This is a genomic window from Acidocella aluminiidurans (genome assembly GCF_055383125.1).
On sequence record NZ_AP031589.1, the window covers coordinates 1,919,179 to 1,937,742 of the forward strand.

At 57.1% G+C, this 18,564-nt stretch carries 15 protein-coding genes and 1 pseudogene; 4 read left to right on the top strand and 12 right to left on the bottom strand.

Features of this window, described 5'->3' with window-relative positions; genetic code table 11:
- Nucleotides 1-14: 14 nt before the first annotated feature.
- Together thiD and ACZ46S_RS09560 are read left to right on the top strand one after the other, a co-directional pair.
- Entirely contained in the window at nucleotides 15-551 is a 537-nt protein-coding gene (gene thiD, locus ACZ46S_RS09555; RefSeq protein WP_464064277.1) for a bifunctional hydroxymethylpyrimidine kinase/phosphomethylpyrimidine kinase, read from the top strand.
- A gap of 3 nt (nucleotides 552-554) precedes the next feature.
- Nucleotides 555-1,316 (top strand): 3-oxoacyl-ACP reductase, encoded by a 762-nt coding sequence (locus tag ACZ46S_RS09560; RefSeq protein ID WP_464061525.1) that lies wholly within the window; start codon nucleotides 555-557, stop codon nucleotides 1,314-1,316.
- Between the two features lie 105 nt (nucleotides 1,317-1,421).
- On the opposite strand, the gene ACZ46S_RS09565 is transcribed toward ACZ46S_RS09560, so the two are convergent.
- Nucleotides 1,422-2,876, bottom strand: coding sequence for an MFS transporter (locus tag ACZ46S_RS09565; protein WP_464061526.1), 1,455 nt, complete (start codon nucleotides 2,874-2,876; stop codon nucleotides 1,422-1,424).
- Between the two features lie 129 nt (nucleotides 2,877-3,005).
- On the opposite strand from ACZ46S_RS09565, the gene ACZ46S_RS09570 reads away from it, so the two are divergent.
- Nucleotides 3,006-3,866 carry a LysR family transcriptional regulator gene (locus ACZ46S_RS09570; protein WP_464061527.1) on the top strand — a complete coding sequence of 287 codons (861 nt, stop codon included), beginning with the start codon at nucleotides 3,006-3,008 and terminating at the stop codon, nucleotides 3,864-3,866.
- 225 nt (nucleotides 3,867-4,091) lie between these two features.
- Here the strand turns inward: ACZ46S_RS09570 and ACZ46S_RS09575 are convergent, their stop codons facing one another.
- Nucleotides 4,092-5,072 carry a D-2-hydroxyacid dehydrogenase family protein gene (locus ACZ46S_RS09575; protein WP_464061528.1) on the bottom strand — a complete coding sequence of 327 codons (981 nt, stop codon included), beginning with the start codon at nucleotides 5,070-5,072 and terminating at the stop codon, nucleotides 4,092-4,094.
- Nucleotides 5,069-5,320, bottom strand: coding sequence for a hypothetical protein (locus tag ACZ46S_RS09580; protein WP_464061529.1), 252 nt, complete (start codon nucleotides 5,318-5,320; stop codon nucleotides 5,069-5,071). The genes ACZ46S_RS09575 and ACZ46S_RS09580 overlap by 4 nt, the downstream gene beginning before the upstream one ends.
- Nucleotides 5,321-5,368: 48 nt before the next feature.
- On the opposite strand from ACZ46S_RS09580, the gene ACZ46S_RS09585 reads away from it, so the two are divergent.
- The gene (locus tag ACZ46S_RS09585) at nucleotides 5,369-6,289 is read left to right on the top strand and encodes a LysR family transcriptional regulator (protein WP_464061530.1); all 921 of its coding nucleotides are present in this window, start codon (nucleotides 5,369-5,371) and stop codon (nucleotides 6,287-6,289) included.
- Nucleotides 6,290-6,592: 303 nt separating this feature from the next.
- Here the strand turns inward: ACZ46S_RS09585 and ACZ46S_RS09590 are convergent.
- The 9 genes and pseudogenes from ACZ46S_RS09590 to ACZ46S_RS09630 all read right to left on the bottom strand — a co-directional run bounded on the left by ACZ46S_RS09590 (nucleotide 6,593) and on the right by ACZ46S_RS09630 (nucleotide 18,476).
- Nucleotides 6,593-7,626: pseudogene (locus tag ACZ46S_RS09590) on the bottom strand (IS110 family RNA-guided transposase).
- A gap of 52 nt (nucleotides 7,627-7,678) precedes the next feature.
- The gene (locus ACZ46S_RS09595; RefSeq protein WP_464061531.1) at nucleotides 7,679-8,599 is read right to left on the bottom strand and encodes a sigma-70 family RNA polymerase sigma factor; all 921 of its coding nucleotides are present in this window, start codon (nucleotides 8,597-8,599) and stop codon (nucleotides 7,679-7,681) included.
- 3 nt (nucleotides 8,600-8,602) lie between these two features.
- Nucleotides 8,603-9,046 carry a carboxymuconolactone decarboxylase family protein gene (locus ACZ46S_RS09600; RefSeq protein ID WP_464061532.1) on the bottom strand — a complete coding sequence of 148 codons (444 nt, stop codon included), beginning with the start codon at nucleotides 9,044-9,046 and terminating at the stop codon, nucleotides 8,603-8,605.
- 341 nt (nucleotides 9,047-9,387) lie between these two features.
- On the bottom strand, nucleotides 9,388-10,788 hold the full coding sequence (locus ACZ46S_RS09605; protein ID WP_464061533.1) for a tyrosine-type recombinase/integrase: 1,401 nt from the start codon (nucleotides 10,786-10,788) through the stop codon (nucleotides 9,388-9,390).
- Between the two features lie 1,023 nt (nucleotides 10,789-11,811).
- Entirely contained in the window at nucleotides 11,812-13,221 is a 1,410-nt protein-coding gene (locus ACZ46S_RS09610; RefSeq protein WP_464061534.1) for an NAD(P)(+) transhydrogenase (Re/Si-specific) subunit beta, read from the bottom strand.
- A 6-nt stretch (nucleotides 13,222-13,227) separates the two neighbouring features.
- On the bottom strand, nucleotides 13,228-13,617 hold the full coding sequence (locus ACZ46S_RS09615) for a proton-translocating transhydrogenase family protein (protein WP_026439696.1): 390 nt from the start codon (nucleotides 13,615-13,617) through the stop codon (nucleotides 13,228-13,230).
- 22 nt (nucleotides 13,618-13,639) lie between these two features.
- Nucleotides 13,640-14,773 (bottom strand): Re/Si-specific NAD(P)(+) transhydrogenase subunit alpha, encoded by a 1,134-nt coding sequence (locus ACZ46S_RS09620; protein ID WP_464061535.1) that lies wholly within the window; start codon nucleotides 14,771-14,773, stop codon nucleotides 13,640-13,642.
- A 145-nt stretch (nucleotides 14,774-14,918) separates the two neighbouring features.
- Entirely contained in the window at nucleotides 14,919-17,159 is a 2,241-nt protein-coding gene (locus ACZ46S_RS09625; RefSeq protein WP_464061536.1) for a malate synthase G, read from the bottom strand.
- 420 nt (nucleotides 17,160-17,579) lie between these two features.
- Complete coding sequence (locus ACZ46S_RS09630) at nucleotides 17,580-18,476, bottom strand: SphA family protein (protein WP_464061537.1); 897 nt, start codon at nucleotides 18,474-18,476, stop codon at nucleotides 17,580-17,582.
- Nucleotides 18,477-18,564: the final 88 nt, after the last annotated feature.

Sequence of the window (18,564 nt, forward strand, 5' to 3'; positions counted from 1 at the left end):
ATGAAACCCAAATCATAACCAAAGGGCGGGTCAATTCTCGATGGAATTCCCGGGTCACTTCTCAGTGGAAATCAACAGATCATCTCCTCAGACCGGATGCGGTCAAGGCTATCCGAGAGCATCTTGTGCCACTCTCCACCGTCATCACCCCTAATTTGCCGGAGGCCGCCGTTCTGCTTGATTCTGCGCTGGCCTGCACCTGCCAGGAAATGCAAGAGCAACTACGGGCTCTCAGAAAGCTGGGGTCCGACTGGGTGATACTCAAAGGTGGACACATGATGCACGATACTCAGAGTACCGATTTTCTTCTGGGTCCAGGCGAAGTGATTGAGTTGGGTGCGCCACGGGTGAAGACGCTCAATGACCACGGAACTGGCTGCACCCTTTCAGCAGCTATAACCGCATTACTTACAACCCGTTGCGTCGAGGATGCTGTCAGGCACGCCAAAAAATACGTCCAGCAGGCACTTGTCGCAAGCAGCTTGCTTAACGTCGGAAGAGGTCATGGGCCTCTACATCATTTTCATGAGATTTGGAAACAGGAAGCATAAATAATGGACATTGAGGAACAGATCGTTCTTGTTACTGGTGCAGGGCGCGGACTGGGCGCTGCTGTAGCAACCGCTTTCGCACGCGAGGGAGCGCGGGTGATCATCAACTACCACCGTAGCTCGGAATCTGCCCATAATCTCGCCCATAGCCTCGGGGACCGGGCCATCGCTCTGCAAGCGGATATCGCCGACAGGAAAGCGGTCGATCAGCTAATCAAGAAAGCAAGCGAGACTTTCGGCAAGCCGATCACAACCATTGTCCATAATGCGCTTAGCGATTTCCAATTCAACGGAGATGCAAGGCAACGCTTACAAACCATTCCATGGAATGATTTTTCAGCCCAACTTAACGTATCGCTTTGTGGCGCTCTCAATGTCATGCAAGCCGCCGCTCCCGTCATGGCGAAGAACGGTTTCGGGCGCATCGTGACTGTCGGTACGAATCTGTTTCAGAATCCCGTGGTGCCGTATCATGATTACACAGCAGCCAAGGCAGCCCTTCTAAGCCTCACACGCACGGCCGCTGCCGATCTTGGCCCTGACGGCATCACGGTGAATATGGTTTCCGGAGGTCTTCTGCGTACTACGGATGCCAGTGCAGCAACGCCGGAAGCTGTTTTTGATTTTATCGCGGGTCTAACTCCCTTACGTCGCGTCACAACGCCGGCAGAATTTGCAGATGCCGTTCTTTTCTTTGCATCCCACTGGAGCAGGGCAGTAACTGGGCAAAACCTGATCGTTGATGGCGGGTTAGTCCGGAACTAGACGTATCCAGAAGTTTGTGCCCGCTTTCTAAAACGGCGCCAACTAGCATGTGCGACCAACTTGGGTCGTTGGACGACGCTCCAATTATGAGCAGGAGTCAGAGACTTATTGTTCTGTGGAATCGACTGTCTTGGCCCTCGCTCGGAAGCTCAAGTAACTAGCACCGGCTAAGACCCAGGCAGTAACCAAACCATACAGCAACATTAATCCAAAACCGTCTACCAAGGCGGCATGCACCAATTTAGGCGGAAATTCAGTCATTTCTCCGCCCGCGATGGCTATGGCTTCTACTCGCGCGCCTGAAGAGGCAGGAAGAGCATGTTCGACACCCACCACAAAGATGGCCCCCATTATGGCAATATTAATGGCGAGTGAGATCATTCGCGCGCTCATATCAATTCCGGATGCCATTCCAACTCGATTGCTGGGCACTGAGGCGGTCGTTGTATTTGTGACTGGCGTGTTGGTGAGTCCAACGCCCATACCCGCGATGAGGCACCCAGAAATAAATATCCGCGGATCTACTTTAATAATATTACCCGACCACATAACCAGAAAACCCAACCCGATGATGAGAATTCCTAACGGAATGGCGGACTTTGCTTTCAGCCAAAGGAGCAGGCGCTCACCAAGAGGCGGAAAAATCAAAGAGGGCAGCGTGTAGGCAAGCAGTGCTAGCCCTATCTCAATGTCATGATATCCCAACACCCTTCGAAAATAGACAGGAAGATAAATCATGAACGGCCAGTAACTGAAGTTCATGCCTGCTGAGCCAAACAAAGCACCGGAAAATGCGGGAATACGCAGAACCGAGGCATCGAACATAGGAAAGGGTCTTCGTGATTCCACGAGAACAAACCATCCCAAGCTTATCGCCGCTAAGGCCAATACAGCTAACCCTTTGGCGCTGCTGAGCCCCAAGCGAGGCACTGCCGTGATGTAGAAAGCCAAGCAGAACACCGAGACAGAAAGTGTTGCAATGCCAATAATATCTAAACGTCCCGCATCAGCATCGTGGGATCCGTCTAGGCTGTAAGCAACAAGCAACAGCGCGATCACAGACAGTGCCCCGTGCACGAGAAACACCCAATGCCAGTTCAAAAATACGACAATGGATGAGCCAATGATTGGCCCAAATCCGAGCCCCGCGCCGAAAATTATGCCCCAAGCAGTAAAGGCATGGGTACGTATCGTGCCTGAGCGGAACTGATGTGAGAGGTTGGCTACCTGACAAATCAACATTGCGCCGCCGCTTAAACCTTGCAGGAAGCGGCAGAAAATGAGGGCACCAGGAGTGTCAGCTAATCCACATAACAAGGATGCCAGGCCAAAAAAAAGAATGGCGATCACAAATACTCGCTTTCGGCCAAAGCGATCAGCTAGCGCGCCCGTTCCCATCAGCACGGTCGTTACCGCTATAGTGTAAGCGTTCATAATCCATTGCAGTTGCTCGAAATTAGCGCGGAATACCTCGACGACGGTGGGAAGAATGGCTGGAACACTGGAAATCTCTAGCCCAAACATAAAAGACGTGAGGCATATGGCGAATATCGCGGTCATGTCCCGAAATCCCACCGATGCCCTCATGCGCTTTGTCCCAATTCCGTTCTGAGCGAACATAGAGCTTCTCATTCACAACAAAATAGGATTAATATGGATTTCAGTGACAACGATTTTGGATGATTCGATATGCCGACACTCGATGTGGATGCCGTTCGCGCGTTTGTCACTGTTATTGATGTCTTGAGCTTCACCGGTGCTGCCAAGCTTCTGGGCAGCACACAGGGAGCGGTGAGCGTGAAGATAAAGCGATTAGAGGATCATATTGGTCATCGACTTCTCGAACGTACCCCCCGCTCAGTGAGGCTTTCTGCGCAAGGAGCCGCTTTTCTTGAGGATGCCCGCGTGTTGGTGGCCGTGCATGATCGTGCTCTTGCCAGCCTATCAGCTCCTGCGCGGCGTTTCGCATTAGGCATCGCCGCTCATGCAGTCGGTCCAGAACTCCCCTCTTTGCTTGCTCGGTTGCACGGGCATGATTCGCATCTGACCATTGAGGTTCAGCTCGATAACTCTCAGGTCTTGATGGAACAGTTCGACAAAGGCTTGCTCGATGCCGCAATTCTTCAGCGAGAGGACGACAGGCGAGACGGAGAAATATTAGGTGATGAGCGATATGGCTGGTTCGCCGCGTGCAATTTCGAACACACGCAAGGCAAGCCTTTACGCATAGCCACACTATCCCGCACGTGCTGGACGCGCGAGCTCACGATTAAATTGTTGGATTCGGCAGGAATCGCATGGATCGAGGTCTTTCATGGTGGTGGCGCTTCGGCAGTTCTGGCTGCTGTATCTGCAGGGGTGGGTGTAGCAGTCCTACCCTATCGTATCGCACCGCCAGGGGCGGCCGAAGTAAGCAGAAGCCTTGGGTTGCCGCCGATACCTAGCGGTAAAGTCGTTTTACATTCTGCACTTACTGACGAACGTTCTCGCAAAGCACTAAAGGTAATTGCAGATGCATTTCGTGCCCACCGCACTTCAAATAGTGCCTGAAGAAGAAGGACTCATGACATGATGGGGGGCATGATCAGGTTTCCAGCCCGATAACATACTATGGCGATGAGTGTCCGCTTTTAAGCATGGATGAATCGGTCATCAATGTCCTTGTTGGGTCGATAGCCGAGATTGGCACCTCCGGCAGCAAAGTCCGCTCGTCCGTGGTGTCCATCCGAAACCCGATGGTCGGCTTCCGCCCTAACCGGAACCTCCGACACTGCCTCACTGCTTCTTGTTGAGTGTTTCGGAATTGACCATATGGATGGGGTGCCCTTGATCGAAGGCATTAATCTGATCAAAAATATCCATGAATTGCAGATCCCATTCCTCGTGGGTGACATAGCCGATATGTGGCGTTGCCGTGACATTCGGCAGGACGAGGAGAGAATGAGTCGGGTCCCGCACGGGCTCATTCTCGAACACATCCACGGCCGCCGACCCGGGCCTTCCCAGCCGTAGGGCTTTTTCCAAGGCGCCTTTCTCTATGAGGCCGGCACGGCTTGTGTTGACGAGCAGAGCGGAGGGCTTCATGCGGGCCAAATCGCCCGCGGTGACGATGCCGCGCGTGGCCGGGTAGAGACGCATATGGAGCGTGAGGACATCGCTTTCAGTGAAGAACGCTTCCTTACTGGATGCCACCTGATACCCTGCTTCCGTCGCCTTCTTACGTGACTCCTCACTGGCCCAGATCAGCACGTTCATTCCGAAGGCTTTGCCATAGCCGGCTACAACAGCGCCGATCCGTCCAAACCCATAGACGCCGAGTGTCTTGCCACGCAGCGTATGCCCTACGGCGGCCTGCCACTTGCCAGCGCGTAGTGACGCGGCGTTTTCGGGAATCCTCCGAGCAGCGGCCAGAATAAGCGCCCAGGTTAATTCAGCCGTGGAAAAAGAGGGAGTGTCCGCGTGCATATTCGAGCAGACGAGAACCCCGTTGCGCGTACAGGCATCGATATCAATATGAGGATAGACACTGCGCTGGCTAATAAGACGCAAGCGCGGCAGGCGTTCGACAAGGCCAGCCTGGATAGATGTTCGCTCACGGATCAGAACGATAGCTTCTATCTCGGCTAAGCGCCTTGCTAGTTCATCTTCATCCTCGACATGGTCCGTGTAAATATTCACTTCGTGACCGGCGAGCTTTGCAAAGCAAGGCAGCGTACGTAACGTGTCGAACCAATCGTCGAGAATGGCTATTTTCATGAACGATTTCGCCTAAGTAAATCACGTCCTGCATCGGTCAATTGAACCAATGTCTTTGATCCTATGCTGACCCGTTCTACCAACCCGAAATCTACGGCGTCTTCCCAAACAGGCAGTCGCGGGCAGCTCGTGCGCCAAGCATCCATGACTTCCCGATATTCCCGAGGTTCCGCGACGAGCCATTCTAGGAGGTCGATAACAAGAGGTAGAGGGGCCAGCATGTCTTCAACATAAACATTCATATTCATATCTTCAAATATATTGAAGAACCCCAATCCATATGCATTATATATGATATGGACCTGCGTCGACTGCGATATTTTGTAACCATTGCGAAGGTGCGTCATTTCACTCGCGCTGCCGCACAGCTCGGGATACAGCAGGCACCGCTAAGTCAGCAGATCAAGGTGCTGGAACAGGAAATAGGGGCCCAGCTTTTCATCCGCAAACCGCGTGGTGTAGAGTTGACTGAAGCCGGTCAAACACTGCTTGGATACGCGCAACGCATTCTTGAAGAGGTAGAACGCGCCGCTGCCGCGACACGGCAGGTAGGAGAAGGGGCGGCAGGGACGCTCCGTATCGGCCTCACTTCCTCAGCGTCTTTTCATCCGTTTCCCGCCGATGCAATTCGTGCCTACCGCTTGGCATATCCCGATGTGACATTGGAGCTTTATCACGGCAGCTCCCCAGACCTTCTTCAAAAGCTTCAGTCACTGGAGATACATCTTGCCTTTGCACGCACAACGCTTCGCGTGCCACCCGACCTCCGCGTCGAGCATCTTTTGGAAGAGCCGATGGTAGCCGCGCTTCCAGCAACCCATCGCCTTGCGCAGTCATCAAGCAGCGAAATGCTGCGGCTCAAAGACCTCGCGACGGATGTGTTTGTGGCTTACCTTCACGGGCCAGGTGCGGGCCTCTATGACGCATTGTTGTCTGCCTGCCGGGCCAACGGATTTACGCCGATTATTGGATACGAAGCTCCCCAAATGATCGGGACTCTGAGCTTGGTCGGTGCCGGCCTTGGAGTCACGATTGTCCCTCAATCCCTCAGGATGATTAGAATGGACAATGTCGTGTTTCGTGAAATCGCCGTCCCTCGAAAAGGGCGTGCCCATCTGAACCTCGTAATGCTGAAACGCGCCGACGAAGCAGCAATCACTGCATTCAGAGAGATTGTTTTAAACCTTTCCCAGAACCAGACGGATGGAGAACAGTAAGTTCAATTTCTGAAAATTGCGCTACGCTAATGTCTTCTGTGGATGGCTCCCGCGTTGTCAAGTACGATTTGATGTTTCGGCGCATTGGTCGGGTGCAGTCTTCTGTCCGGCCTGTTGATGCAGTCAGCATAGGACTGCTGGCCCTGATGGAGTCCGCGAACCGGGTCCCATTCTGCTTATCAGGCTATGACGCCTTCGACATTCGGTGGGTTGTCCCTGTTCCCGGCCTGACCGGTCTCGCCATCACTTCACATCGTCCCAACAACCTCCTGAAGCTGGCTTGCTTCAGTGAGTTCCTAACGCTTATCCTGCGAGCATTGGCGCATGGGATCGCTCGTACACCTCGCCTCTCGTCATGATTGCCCAAACGATCCGGGCCATCTTGTTTGCCATGGCGACGGTGGCAACCCGCACCGGCTTGCGGGCCAGAAGTCCGACCAAACGCGAGTCCGCGGTTTCCGGTTTGTGCCTTGCTCGCCGAACCAAGGACGTTGCGCCGATCACGAGCAGTCTTCGCAAATATTTGTCGCCCATCTTTGATATTCCGCCGAGCCGCTCTTTACCTCCGCTGGAATTCTGGAGCGGCGTCAATCCGAGCCAGGCTGCAAACTGTCTGCCGGAGCGGAATTGACCTGGATCGGTGACAGCGGCTGCTAACGCCGTTGCGCCAACAGGTCCGATGCCTGGGATTGTAGCTATGCGTTTGGCCATCTCGTCGGACTTTTGCAACGCGCCAAGCTTACGATCGATCTCCTGCAGCCGGGAGTGAGTATCGAGCGCTTGTTGTGCGAGCATACCCACCATCTCGATTGCCGCAGCTGGCACACTGGGCGATTCACCGGCGACAATCTGCCGCGCCAGCAATAATGCGCGCTCCAGTCCTTCTGGTATGTTGATTCCAAACTCAGCTAGCAACCCTCGCATCATGTTCGTCGACTGGGTCCGCTGCTTTACCAGCAAGCTTCGCGTACGGTGCATCGATAATATGGCCTGTTGGTCGGGAGATTTTACAGGTACAAACCTCATCATCGGCCGTGTGACAGCTTCGCAAATCGCCTCTGCATCGGCCGCATCCGTCTTCCCTCGTTTTACATAGGGCTTCACGTAAGCGGGTGGCATCAATCGTACTTCATGCCCCAATTGCATCAACTCCCGAGCCCAATAATGAGAAGTGCCGCACGCTTCAATGCCAATGAGGCAACGCGGAAGCTTCGCAAAAAAGGGATCATTTGCGCTCGTCGCAACGCTTTGCGCACGATTACGCGTCCCTCGGTGTCCACAGCGTGAACTTGAAAAACATGTTTGACCAGATCCAGGCCGATGGTAGTAATCTGCATACGGGCGGCTCCTTTGGCTCGGGTTTGCCTGACAGCAACCCCATCCTGGCACTTAGATGCCGTGAGCGGGAGCCATCCACCTCATCCGTTTAGTTGTGAAGTCTAGCGCTTCGGCGATCGCGCCGAGCTTCTCGGGATTGCGAATGATATAGACCGCCGCGATGCGCTCATCCCCTATCTCCAGGACAGTCACCTGGGGCAAGCCGTCCGGTTCTTTGGTGACGAACCCGGGCATGCCGTTGATGAGGCCGCAATATAGCGAGACCGGCGCATCCATCTTCTTCAACGCAAGCCTTGCGAGCATGCGCGCTGTTTTCTCGGCGCCATGGATGAGATTGAGAGCCGCCGGGCGGATACCACCCCCGTCAGTGTGGAGGACCACATCCTCGGCCAGCAGATCGCGCAGGGCCACCTCATCGCCGGTCTGGGTCGCGGCCAGAAAGGCTCTTGCCAATCGCGTACCGTCTGCCTCCGAAACCTTGTGGCGCGGCTTCGGTTCACCAAGGCGCTGGCGGGCGCGCACCGCCAATTGCCGGCAAGCCGATTCAGTTTTGTAGAGAATGGGGGCCAACTCGCTGAACGGCATTTCGAACAGATCGTGCAGGATGAAAATGGCCCGCTCGGCCGGCGAGAGCCTCTCGAGTGTGAGAAGAAAGGCGAGCGACACGCTCTCGGCCCGCGACCAGGCTTCCTCCTGCGGCGCGGCCTGATCTTCCAGAACGGGCTCCGGCAGCCAGGGGCCAACGTAGGTTTCTCGCCGAACCTGAGCCGACTTCAAATGATCAAGGGCCAGCCGCGCCGCCGCTTTCATCAGCCAGGCGCGGGGAAGCGCAATGTCTGCTCGTTCCGCCCTTTCCCAACGGAGGAAGACCTCTTGCGCGATGTCCTCGGCTGTGGCGCGTGAACCTGTCATCCGGTAGGCGAGACCAACCAGTGCCGCTCGATGCGGAAGAAAGTCCGCCGCCGCATCCATCGGCTATTTGCCCACGGGCACCGAGCGAAAGCCGATGGCCAGCCGGTTCCAGGCGTTGATGGTCGCGATGAGCAAAGATAGCTTCACGATCTCCGCCTCCGAAAATTCGGCCTTCAACGCGGCCCAATCCTCATCCGGCGCATGGGTTTCGGAAATCAGGGTCAAGGCTTCGGTCCAGGCCAGAGCCGCCCGTTCACGCGGGCTGTAAAACGGCGCCTCGCGCCAGGCGTCCAAAAGAAGCAGGCGGGTCGCCGTCTCGCCGCCCTTCATGGCGTCCCTTGTGTGCATGTCAATGCAAAAGGCGCAGCCATTGATTTGAGACGCGCGGGTCTTGACCAGTTCGATCAAGCTCTTTTCCAGCCCGGAGGTCACCACGGCTTTCTCAAGCGCCAGCATGGCTTTCATGACCTCGGGCGCGGCTGCATAGTAATCGATGCGGGATTCCATAGTATCGCTCCTATTTGCGGTTTGCGCAGATAAGACGAGGCAGCCCCGACGAATGTGACAAGGCTTTTTTATTCCATGCCCGCTTGTATCAATTTTACCCTTTTACCCCAACGCGGACTGTTCTCTGATCATTTCTTTTTATTTTATCTTAACGAAGCAGCTTGCACGAAATCCGACGCCCATGTGCTCTGGACGAGCTGACCAAAGGCTATCACTCATAGGGAGCTCATCGGGGCCAAGCCCCTGATTGCGCACCCGCAAGGGGTGCGCTTTTTGGCGATCCGCCAAGCGGCTCGCTGTCTGGCCGGGCCTTCGCCCGTCCCCAACCGGCGTAGCTTGCGCTACCCGCTATTTTCCTCTGTCAGCGCCCCCGGCGCCAGATCCACCTCCGTGACCCGCAGCCCGGTTTCCCGGGCCGCTCGCTCCTCAGGCACAGCCATTTCCCGCCGAGACTTGCCGTTTTCCTTACCATCCCTACCCTTCCCATTCGTCGTGGCCGTCGCCTGCTTCTCCGCCTGCCGGGCGGCCTTCGGCCGCATGACATTGATGGCGGCGGCATCGAGCGTATTCTTGATATGAGCAGCGTAATGCTTCTCGATCATCTCGACCGAGGTGCGGCAGTTCTTGGCAATCTGATAAATATCGGCACCTTCCATTAGCCGCAGACAGATATAGGTGTGCCGCAAACTGTAAGCCGTACGCGGCTTGCCATCCCGATCAGCCTTCAACTTGGCTTTGTCCAAAATCCGGTTGAACAGCTTCAACTGCCCGCCTTGCGGGAACACCTTGTCGGTCGGCTCCGGCAATTCCATCGGCAACGGTTCATTCGGGTGTTTCTTGCTCCGGTTGCGCTTCTGCAGCCCCCGCGTCGGCTTCGGCCGGTTCAGCAGCCGCTCATAAGGCCGCACCGCCCCCGGCGTGCTCTTGCAGAATCCCACACCGCGCTTGCCCCGCACCTCGATCTCCAAGATCGTCTGCCCGGTGGCATGATCCGTCACGATCGCCACATCCCGATGCTCCAGATTGCCCGCTTCATCCGGCCGCAACCCGGTATTGCCCATGAGCAGGATGTAGTCGTGCATCTGCTCGGCATTCCACCGATACTGTGGCTGCGGCGGATTGCGCGCCCACTCCCGCGACGCCGTGTAAAGCTGCTTATATTCCTCGGGGCTGAACCAGGGCCGATGCACGATCTTGCCCTGCGTCTTATAAGGCGGCGACAGATCCGGCAGATAGGTCAGCCAGCCATGGCGGATCGCCGCCTTCAGCACCAGGCGCAGCGTCACCACCTCATCATGCAGCGTACTACGCGCCGGCGTCTTCGCGCCCGCTTTCGTCGCGGTCTCAATCCGATGCACCCGGTAATCCTGCACGGCCCCGGGCGTCACCTCGGACAGGCCCATTTTCCCGAAGAAGGGGAGTAAGTGCAGGCGCAGCCGGATCTGATGGCCTTGCACCCATTTGGGCGACCGTTCACCTTCCGTGATGACCTCATATTCGCGGGAGAATTTCTCCGCCGCGTCCGCGACGGTCTTTTCCGTCACCAGCGTGCCGGCGGCCTGCTTGCCTTGCAGCGTGAGATACCAGTCCTCAGCTACCTTCTGAGCAATGGTGAGTTTTTCCTGTTTGGTGGTGGCCCGCCATTGCTTGCCGCCCACCGAGGCCGAGCACTGCCAGAAGCGGCTATTGCCGCGCCGGTAAAGCTGAAGCTTGCCACCCAACAAGGCGTGATGGTCGTCCATCGCACGCTCCCCAACGGGGCCGCGGACACGGGCAAAATCTCGATCAAGGCGCCCGGCGATCAGCGGCGGTTGCACTCAGTGAAGGTTTTACAACCGCGTAGCTTGTCAGGTTTTTACCAGAGGGTGACCATGTGTTAAACATGTGCTAGGCCGTTTCGGCCTATTTAGCGCCTTCTGCGGCGCTTTATCTCTTTGATTTTATTTAGAAACTTGGTTGCGGGACCTGGATTTGAACCAGGGACCTTCAGGTTATGAGACGGAACAACATTAAATTTAGTCAAGTATATTCTTCTATCTTTCAAAAGATCATGTGCACTACCCTAAATACTACACTTAAAAATCCTCGCTCGTTTCGATTTTTGGCTCAAAATGCCCTAATTGGCCAACCTAAACACAACGCCCGCACCGTTTAACGCGAGGCATACCCAAACTACCCATCGGCCTCCCAAAACCCTGGTGGACTGAAGGATGTCTCTTCGTAAATTGCGAACATATCTGGCTCTCGTTTGCTCCTGCCCCTTCAGCATTCCTTCACCCGAAAAACCTCCCGTGTCCCCGCATCGCGGACCAAATCAACGCGACCACCATCCCAGTGATAATCAAGATGGCGCCCTTGCAAAGGCGGCGTCGTAAGACAGCCCTGCCAAACGCCGTCAGGGTTGCGCCTGCTGGAGTAAACCAGCCCTTGGGACCCGACGCACCGCAAGGCCGCCACTAATTGTTGCGCCTTGGTGTAATTCCCGGTCCAGCGCAGGCAGGAATAAGGCGGGCCCGCACCGCAGGTCATGCAGCGAGTGAGCCTAAAAAGTGCACTTAAAATCTTTAGATCATTCCGGATTTTGCACAGTAATACACTGGTTGGTTGAACTAAGCAGGACACACGCACAGTTTTATAAGGCACACCTCAAAAGCCCATTTCTCGATTCACGAGGCACAAAAACCCTATGCAGGCTATAATTGCCAGTGCGTCGCCAGCAAAAGACTGCGCTCTATTCTGGGATTTTGTCCCGGCCTTGTCGCATCTCAGTGATTGAGCGCCTGGACGATCTCTTCGGTCATCTTCTTCGCATCGCCGAACAGCATCATGGTGTTGTCCTTGAAGAACAGCTCATTCTCCACGCCGGCATAGCCGGACGCCATTGAGCGCTTCACGAACAGCACGGTCTTGGCCTTGTCCACTTCCAGGATCGGCATGCCGAAAATCGGGCTGGCCGGGTTGGTCTTCGCCGCCGGGTTGGTCACGTCGTTGGCGCCGATCACATAGACGACATCCGCGGTGGCGAACTCGTTATTGATCTGCTCCAGCTCGAACACCTCGTCATACGGCACATTGGCTTCCGCCAGCAGCACGTTCATATGCCCCGGCATGCGCCCCGCCACCGGATGGATGGCGTATTTCACTTCCCCCCCTTCCTTCTTCAGCGTGTCGGCCATCTCGCGCAGCGCGTGCTGCGCCTGCGCCACCGCCATGCCATAGCCCGGCACCACGATCACCTTGGAGGCGTTCTTCATGATGAAGCCGGCATCGTCGGCGGAGCCATGCTTCACCGCCTTGTCGCCGGAGGAACCACCCGCCACCGCGCCGGCATCGCCGCTATTGCCGAAGCCGCCGGCGATGACGTTGATGATCGAGCGGTTCATGCCCTTGCACATGATGTAGGACAGAATCGCACCCGAGGAGCCGACCAGCGCGCCGGTGATGATCAGCGCCAGATTGCCGATGGTAAAGCCGATGCCTGAGGCCGCCCAGCCGGAATAGGAATTCAGCATCGAGACCACGACCGGCATGTCCGCCCCGCCGATCGGGATGATCAGCAGGAAGCCCAGCGCCAGCGCCACCAGCGCGATCAGCGCGAACAGCACCGTGCTGCCGCCGGAGGCGACGAAGGCGATGATCAGCAGCACGATCAACACCCCCAGCCCGCCATTGAGCTTATGCTGGCCGGGGAAGGTGATCGGCGTGCCCTTCATCAAAGCCTGCAGCTTGGCGAAGGCGATCAGCGAGCCGGTGAAGGTGATGGCGCCGATGGCCAGGCCGATCGACATTTCGATCAGGCTCTCGGTGTGGATATTATGCGGCGTGCCGATGCCAAAGCTCTGCGGCGCGTTCAGCGCCGAGGTGGCGACGAACACGGCGGCCAGACCCACCAGCGAGTGGAAGGCCGCGACCAGCTGCGGCAGCGCCGTCATCTTGATCTTCTGCGCCACCACCAGGCCGATGCCGCCGCCGATGGCGATGCCCAGGATGATGCTCAGCGCCCAGCCCCAATCCATCCCGCCATGCAGGAAGGTGGCGAGGATGGCGATGACCATGCCGATCATGCCAAAGCGGTTGCCTTGGCGCGAGGTGGTGGGGTGCGAGAGGCCGCGCAGCGCCAGGATGAACAGAACCGCCGCGACGAGATACGCAAACGAGGTGAGAGACTGGTTCATCTGGCGTTACTTCTTCTTGAACATGGCCAGCATGCGGTTGGTGACCGCGAAGCCGCCGAAAATATTGACGCTGACCAGCACCACCGCCAGGAAGCCGAACACATGCGCCACCATCGAGCCATGCAGCCCGGTGGCCAGCATCGCGCCGACGATGATGACGGAGGAGATGGCGTTGGTCACCGCCATCAAAGGCGAATGCAGCGCCGGGGTGACCGACCAGACCACGTAATAGCCGACGAACACGGCCATCACGAAAATGCTGAACAGGAACACGAAGGGTGCTGCCGGCGGCGCGTGCTGGGCGGCCACGGCGGCCACCCCGGCGGCGTTCTGCGCCAGGATCGAGGCCTGATGGGCGAGGTCCGCCGCCTGGGCGGCCAAGTCTGCGGGTGTCATGATGATGAAGCCTCCCTGCGAATTAAACGGCGGGCTTGAAGTTGGGGTGGACGATCTCGCCGCCCTTGGTGAGCAGCGCGCCCTTGATCAGATCATCCTCCGGCTTCAGGTTCGGCGCCTTGGCGTCCTTGTCCCAGAAATTGGTGAGGAAGGTGAGCAGATTGCGGGCATAAAGCTGGCTGGAGGCCACCGCGATGCGCGAGGGCCAGTTCTTGTGGCCGACGATCTTCACGCCGTTGGCGGTGGTGATGGTCTCGCCCGGCACCGTCTCGGCGCAATTGCCGCCGGCTTCCGCCGCGAGATCGACGATGATCGAGCCCGGCTTCATCGATGCCACCATTTCGGAGGTGACGATCACCGGCGCCTTGCGGCCCTGCACCAGAGCGGTGCAGATCACGATGTCATTCTTTGCCACGGTGGTGGCCATCAGCTCCGCCTGCTTCTTGCGGAACTCATCGGACATCTGTCCGGCATAAGGCCCGGTCTGCTTGGCCGATTCCTCGTCATCGACACCGATATAGCTGGCGCCGAGCGACTTGATCTCTTCCTTGGCCGCCGGGCGCACATCCGTACCCGAGACCACGCCGCCGAGGCGCCGCGCGGTGGCAATCGCCTGCAGCCCCGCCACACCGGCGCCGATCACGAACACCCGCGCCGGCGCCACGGTGCCGGCGGCGGTCATCATCAGCGGGAAGCCGCGGGAGAATTCATAAGCGCCCTCGATCACGGCGCGATAGCCGGCGAGGTTGGCCTGGGAGGAGAGCACATCCATGCTCTGCGCCCGGGTGATGCGCGGCAGCAGCTCCAGCCCCACCGCATCGATTTTCGCCGCCGCCAGCGCCGGCGCCAGCGCGGGGTCGGACGCCGCGCCGAGGGTGGCGATCAGCAGCGTGCCCGGCGCGATCAAAGCCCGCACCGCCTCATCCGGCGCGGCCACGGCGAAGAGAATCCCGGCCCCGGCCAGCGCGGAGGCCGCATCCGGCACAATCTCGGCGCCCGCCGCGACGAATTCCGCATCCGGAATCGCCGCCGCGATCCCCGCCCCGGTCTCAATCGCCACCGTCAGGCCCAGCCCGATCAGTTTCTTCACCGTGTCAGGCGTGGCCGCCACGCGGAATTCTCCCGCACGACGCTCCTTCAAAACCGCTAACCGCATCAATATATTTCCCAACGTTCAATAATTTACAAAAATTGATCTGAGGCCTTAAATAATCAGTTCACCTCCGATCTAATGCCGATCGAAATCAGCATCCAATTTTGTAGAACAAAAATTATTACGAAACATTAACTTCCCTCATAATTCATGTGACATTCCTTTGAGAAACTTTGGCACGTAATATTCTGGATATAGCTCTTAATGCTCTATCAGACGGCATAGTTAGCGCAACGTCTAGCGCCTTGGCCTCGCGGCGGCGGCGGGTGAGGATGAACTCGGTATAGCCGTTGGGCTGGCTCAGCCCCTCGAACACCAGATCCAGCGCCGCCTTGAAGGCCGGGCCGTCATAGCCGGGCGCCATCGGCTTATAGGCCGCATCGCCGGCATTCTGCTTGTCCACCACCAGCGCCATGCGCTTCAGCGTCTCCAGCACCTGGTCCTTGGAGACGATGCCGTGATGCAGCCAGTTGGCGATATGCTGGGAGGAAATCCGCAGCGTCGCACGATCTTCCATCAGCCCGACATCATGAATATCCGGCACTTTGGAGCAGCCGACCCCCTGGTCGATCCAGCGCACCACATAGCCCAGCAGCCCTTGCGCGTTATTATCCAGCTCCTGCTGGATCTCTTCCGGGCTCCAATTCACGCCCTGCGCCAGCGGCACCGTCAGCAAGTCCGAGAGCTTCGCCGGCGGGCGGCTCTTCAACTCGTTCTGCCGGGCCAGCACGTCCACATCATGGTAGTGCATGGCATGCAGCGTGGCGGCGGTGGGGGACGGCACCCAGGCGGTGTTGGCGCCGGCCTTCGGATGCGCGATCTTCTGCTCCAGCATCGCCGCCATCTGGTCCGGCGCGGCCCACATGCCCTTGCCGATCTGCGCCTTGCCCTGCAGCCCGCATTCCAGCCCGAAATCCACGTTGCGGTCCTCGTAGGATTTGATCCAGGGCTGCGCCTTGATGTCGTTCTTGCGCAGGAAGGGGCCCGCTTCCATCGAGGTGTGGATCTCATCCCCAGTGCGGTCCAGGAAGCCGGTATTGATGAACACCACCCGATGCTTCGCCGCCGCGATGCAGGCTTTCAGGTTGGCGCTGGTGCGGCGCTCCTCGTCCATGATGCCCATTTTCAGCGTGTTGGCGGGGATCTGCAGCAGCTCCTCCACCGCGCCGAACAGCGCATTGGCATTCGCCGCCTCTTCCGGCCCGTGCATTTTCGGCTTCACGATATAGACCGAACCCTGGCGGGAATTGCGGCGGGCGGTGAGGTCATGCTTGGCGATCAGCGAGGTGATGACGGCGTCGATCACCGTCTCCGGCACCTCCTGGCCATCAATGGTGATCATATCCGTCAGCATATGGTGGCCGACATTGCGCACCAGCAGCAGCGAGCGGCCATGCAAAGTCAGTGTCGAGCCATCCGGCGCGGTGTAGCTGCGGTCCGGGTTGAGCTTGCGCTCGAAAACCTTGCCGCCCTTCTCCACCGGGGCGCTCAGCGTACCCTGCATCAGCCCCAGCCAGTTGCGATAGACCAGCACCTTGTCATCGGCATCCACCGCCGCCACCGAATCCTCGGCATCCATGATCGTGCTGATCGCGGATTCCAGGATGATGTCGGCGATATGGGCGGTGTCGTTCTTGCCGATCGGGTGGGTCGCGTCGATGACGATTTCGGCGTGCAGATGATGATTCTTCAGCAGCACCGCGCTGGGGGATGCGGCATCGCCATTATAGCCGGCGAACTGGCCGGGATTTTTCAAGCCGACATCGCCGGAGGGCAGCAGCACCACCAGCCTGCCCGCCTCAACCTTGTAGCCCAACGCATCCGCGTGGCTGCCCTCCTCCAGCGGGAACGCCGCATCCAGGAAGGCGCGGGCACGGGCGATCACCGCATCCGCGCGCACCGGGTTGAAGCCCTTGCCGCGGGTGGCGCCATCCGTCTCCGGCAGCGCGTCGGTGCCGTAGAGCGCATCATACAGGCTGCCCCAGCGGGCATTGGCGGCGTTGAGCGCGTAACGGGCATTGGAGACCGGCACCACCAGCTGCGGCCCGGCGATCACCGCGATCTCGTCATCCACCTTCGAGGTTTCCACCGAAAACGCCGCCGGTTCGGGCAAAAGATAGCCGATCTCGCGCAGATAGGCCTCATAGGCCCCCTGGTCGTGCGGCTTTCCTTTCTGGGCGCGGTACCAGCCATCCAGCTTTTTCTGAATTTCGTCGCGCTTGCCGAGCAGCACCGCGTTGGTGGTGGCGAAATGCTTCAGCAGCTTGGCGAACCCGGCCCAGAAGGCCTCCTGCTCCAGCCCCGTGCCCGGCAGCGCCTCCCGGTTCACAAAATCATACAGAACCGTGGCGACAGAGAAGTCTTCAATTCGAGTGCGCCTAGAAATCATCTTAAGTTCCTTCTTTATAAGGGAGCAAGCCATCCGACACCGCTTTTGATTAAAAACGGAGTGGCCAAAACAAATAGTACATGGTCAACGCGCAACGCGGAAACTTTTTCCCAATTGACGCAAGACTTTCCGTCTGTTCGGAATTATCATTAGTCGCGACTTGCTTTCACGCCCGTACCGTGACACGGCCCTTCTTGTGGAAATGCACCGCTTGATAGGTTTGTAGAGAATACCAAAATCGACGATGATTTCAAAACGGCACATCATGTCTTGATAAGGTTTAAATTGGCTAAGTTTCTGGAACAATAGAACCCTTAAACGGACTCAAGTGCCGCCGACAAGCAGTCGACGGCACCTCGTGCGGCTCAAGAACCACAAGATAAGTATGGAACAGAAATCCGCACGCAAAATCAGATGCACCTATGCAATAGGAACCACAAAAGAGATTAGAATTTTACTATTATCCGTCACATTTCGATCATAAACGTCATGGACCCAATACATATTCAGAAGATAGCCCTTCGCATGGTAGGCGGCATCAACGCCCGCAGCTATAGCTTCTGGTGACCCACCATTAAGTGCCACGGGCCCCTCATCGGGAGTAATTTGCTTGTAAAAATAACCGACTGGTCCAAAACTAAATTTGCCAAAGGAACGCAATGCTGTGAAATCCCAGTCCATTGTCGTACCGTTTGTGTAATGCTTATTCTGGTTTTCAAAATTCTTATCGATCGTTAGATGTGCGGTGAATTGATACGGACCCGGCAGATACGAGACAGACATATCCGGCTCAATTGTCCAGTGATTTTGGCCAACGTTAACCGTTGCTGTCGAGCTGTATTGTCCATTTGGAATATAAAACGAGAATTCACCGTTGAGAAAAACACGATGACCCAGGTTCCAGCTCAACGAAACAGGCGTAAATTCGGTATCGACCATTCCTACACGGCTATAGGTCTTGCCGCCCGCAGCTGCCGGCTTAGTCAGAGCGACGTTAAGATATCCAAGCGATCGAATAAAAAATCCATATTGCGCGCCGAGTATCTTAATACCGGGGATATACCCTATTGAGCCAGTCGCTCCCCAAACGCTAGAATGCCCACCCGTATAGTGACCTTCCCCATTCACGCTCTTGCCCTGCGTGTAGCTTGGCTTGAACGTAACATATAGACCGGGCGGTGGTAGCATACCCGTTGGAATACCTAAGGTATTACCGGGAGGGTATTCGGCATTGCTACCTTGCATGGCCGCGTTGGCAACGCCGCTAAACGCCAGCGCCGCCAGGCAGGTGGAAAGCCTCAACATAATCTTATTCATGATTTTCTCCCTTTTTATTTGTTAGTATTCCTTTTTATCCAGCATTTCGGCTTGGAATTATCCGGAGCTGGCAATGTACTGCGCCAAC

Coding starts and splice junctions, on each gene's coding strand:
- ACZ46S_RS09630 (WP_464061537.1), bottom strand. CDS start 18,476: ATGAATAAGATTATGTTGAGGCTTTCCACCTGCCTGGCGGCGCTGGCG.
- ACZ46S_RS09595 (WP_464061531.1), bottom strand. CDS start 8,599: ATGGATGCGGCGGCGGACTTTCTTCCGCATCGAGCGGCACTGGTTGGT.
- ACZ46S_RS09620 (WP_464061535.1), bottom strand. CDS start 14,773: ATGCGGTTAGCGGTTTTGAAGGAGCGTCGTGCGGGAGAATTCCGCGTG.
- ACZ46S_RS09600 (WP_464061532.1), bottom strand. CDS start 9,046: ATGGAATCCCGCATCGATTACTATGCAGCCGCGCCCGAGGTCATGAAA.
- ACZ46S_RS09560 (WP_464061525.1), top strand. CDS start 555: ATGGACATTGAGGAACAGATCGTTCTTGTTACTGGTGCAGGGCGCGGA.
- ACZ46S_RS09625 (WP_464061536.1), bottom strand. CDS start 17,159: ATGATTTCTAGGCGCACTCGAATTGAAGACTTCTCTGTCGCCACGGTT.
- ACZ46S_RS09565 (WP_464061526.1), bottom strand. CDS start 2,876: ATGACCGCGATATTCGCCATATGCCTCACGTCTTTTATGTTTGGGCTA.
- ACZ46S_RS09605 (WP_464061533.1), bottom strand. CDS start 10,788: ATGGACGACCATCACGCCTTGTTGGGTGGCAAGCTTCAGCTTTACCGG.
- ACZ46S_RS09585 (WP_464061530.1), top strand. CDS start 5,369: ATGGACCTGCGTCGACTGCGATATTTTGTAACCATTGCGAAGGTGCGT.
- ACZ46S_RS09575 (WP_464061528.1), bottom strand. CDS start 5,072: ATGAAAATAGCCATTCTCGACGATTGGTTCGACACGTTACGTACGCTG.
- ACZ46S_RS09615 (WP_026439696.1), bottom strand. CDS start 13,617: ATGACACCCGCAGACTTGGCCGCCCAGGCGGCGGACCTCGCCCATCAG.
- ACZ46S_RS09610 (WP_464061534.1), bottom strand. CDS start 13,221: ATGAACCAGTCTCTCACCTCGTTTGCGTATCTCGTCGCGGCGGTTCTG.
- ACZ46S_RS09570 (WP_464061527.1), top strand. CDS start 3,006: ATGCCGACACTCGATGTGGATGCCGTTCGCGCGTTTGTCACTGTTATT.
- ACZ46S_RS09580 (WP_464061529.1), bottom strand. CDS start 5,320: ATGAATATGAATGTTTATGTTGAAGACATGCTGGCCCCTCTACCTCTT.